Genomic DNA, 2385 nt, shown 5'->3' on the forward strand with positions numbered 1-2385 from the left:
GCGCCGCGTCAGCCGCGGCGCGCAGTGTGACCGAGGAGATAGGCCGGCGGGTGCAGTCCAGTGCCAGCAACAGAAGCGCAGAGCTGGCGGTGCACAGGTTCAGGATGGCGAAGGGGTGGGGTGCGGGAGAGAACGGCGTAAGAGCGCAGACGGCGGCCAGGATAAGGATGAGCGGGCGGAAGTTGCGTGCGCTCCAGTTAGACGATCGCGGATTCTCCCAGCGATGGATAGCGACACAGTTCAGCCAGCAAAGCAGCGCAAAGAAGGTGGTGGCAATAGCCACGCGCGGCGTGAAGAACTCAGGTAGAAAGACCGCTGCTGCGAAGAAAATGCCGACGACCGCCTCCTTAGGAGCCTTCTGGCGAAGGCGGGTCTTATGGATGGCGGCAAAGTAGAGGGCGAGTGGAGCGCACAGCAGAATGTAGGCGAGCAAGGCGCCCGCGGGCATCTTCCACATCAGAGCCAGAAGCGCAGGCAGGGCAATCATGGCGGCGATCACGAAGCGGCGGCGAAAGCGGCCATGGAAGCGGTGCCTGGCTTCGAGCTCTTCACCTTGTTTGTAATCGAGCAGGCGATCGGCAACATAGACCAGCCATACCGCGACGAACATGGCTCCGGGTACATACCAGGAAAGCGTGTGGTGGGTGATGCGCGCCGCCGCAAGAGTCCACACGACAGCGACCGTCGGAGCATCGAGCGAAAGCAGATGCCAGCGGTGAAGGACGCTGTAACGGTGCGTCGGGAGTGTGGGAAGTGCGACAGCCATTGGAAGAGTTAAAAGTTGAAAGTTAAAAGCTGAAGCGGTGCCTTTGTGGTGACGGAAATCATTGAGGCACACCGATTATTGGATGGAGCTGTTTGCCCCATCTTTTAAGGGTAAAGCAAATGGAAGATGGCCGCTGCCATTGGATCTGTCTGCGGCAAAAAGCAGAAGTTGGCGAGTTAAAAGTTGAAGCGGTACCCCTGTGGGAACCGAGGCTGTCGAGGCACAAATCAAGGTCAACCCTTTTCGGGACAAAGCAAAGAGGGACGGCAGCCGATGCCGTCCCTCTTTAACTTTTAACTTGCAACTTTTAACTCGCCTTAGCGCCTGCGGCCCAGAAGCTGGGATCGATGTCGGGAAAGACGGAGTCTCTGATTTCGAGTTCGGAGAGGCGGCGGTCCTGGACTTCGTTGAGGGCGCCGTTCTGTTCGAAGGCCTGCCAGATGCCTTTCATCTCCAGGAACTGATCTTTGTGCACATTGAAGCGCTTCTCGGCGTAGTCGCGTGCGGCTCCGGTGGTGATGAGGAACTGCCAGTCAGAAGACTCAAGTAGCAGCAACTCACGGCAGAGCTGTTTCATGATGCGCTCGCCGAGACCACCGTCTTTCCACTTGCCGGCGGTTGCGATGTCGCGGGTGTACAGTTCAGCGGGATAGATGTGGTTGTAGGTCCAGGAGGTCTCCGGGTTCATCCACACGCGGTTAGTGCCTTCGGACCCCCATGAACCTTCGTGCATCGAGATGAAGCCGGCACGTGGGTACTTGTCGAGATATTCGGAGCAGGTGATGAGCTCGAGTCCGATGGGGTATTCGGCTAGAGTGCGGGCGATGGCTTCGAGCCAGAGCGGACCTTCGAACCACCAGTGGCCGAAGAGCTCGGCGTCAAAGGGCGCACACAGAACCGGCGGGATGGAGTCGTTGAAGCCGTCTTTCAGCGCTTCATAGACCAGGTGCACGAAGTGGCTGGCGTGTTCCTTGACCTTTTCGGCGGCTTCCTGCGGCCAGTATGGCATCTTGAAGGCCATATCGAGCTTGGGGCCGGTGACCTGCCAGTAACGATGGCCACCGGGCCAGCGCTTCTTGTGGAAGTCGAGATAGTTGGCATCGCCTGGATAGCCGGTTTCGCCCGACCAGACCTGCAGGCCGGTGCGCGGATCGCGCGGGAAGATAGTCGTGGCGTAACGCTTGTCGTAAGGACCATCGACGTAATAAGGCTGGTAGAGCCCGCGATGGTTGTTGAAAGTCATCTGGATGGTGGCTTCATCTCGCGGCACCTGTCCGTTGAGCAGCTCGTAGGGGGAAGGGATACGTTCGGACTCCTCGACCAGATGAGTATCGACGTAGAAGTACTCGATCTGCGATTCGCTGAGAGCCTGTTCAACCCCGATACGATCGTAGCCCGGATGCGTGGCCCCATCGTCGTCGGGGACAGGGTAGTTCCAGAAGCCGGCTGGTCGATAGCCACACTCTGGCACCCAGATGCCGCGAGGATGTTTGCCGATGTGCCGCTTATGAGTAGCGACGGCAGTCCGGACCTGTGCGCGTACGCTTTCATCGGTACCCAGCAGAGGCATGTACCCATGCGTTGCGCCGCAGGTGATGATCTCAATGAGACCTTTGTCT

2 protein-coding genes are annotated in these 2385 nt (G+C 58.8%); both read right to left on the bottom strand.

Annotated features, from left to right (window positions below):
* The coding region (locus AB4043_RS22590; protein ID WP_442308163.1) for a hypothetical protein at positions 1 to 766 on the bottom strand (766 nt) is incomplete at its 3' end.
* Positions 767 to 1073: 307 nt separating this feature from the next.
* On the bottom strand, positions 1074 to 2385 hold a 1312-nt coding region (locus tag AB4043_RS22595), incomplete at its 5' end, for a 1,4-alpha-glucan branching protein domain-containing protein (RefSeq protein ID WP_442308164.1).

The sequence above is a fragment of the Terriglobus sp. YAF25 genome (genome assembly GCF_052113305.1).
Lineage (GTDB): Bacteria > Acidobacteriota > Terriglobia > Terriglobales > Acidobacteriaceae > Terriglobus.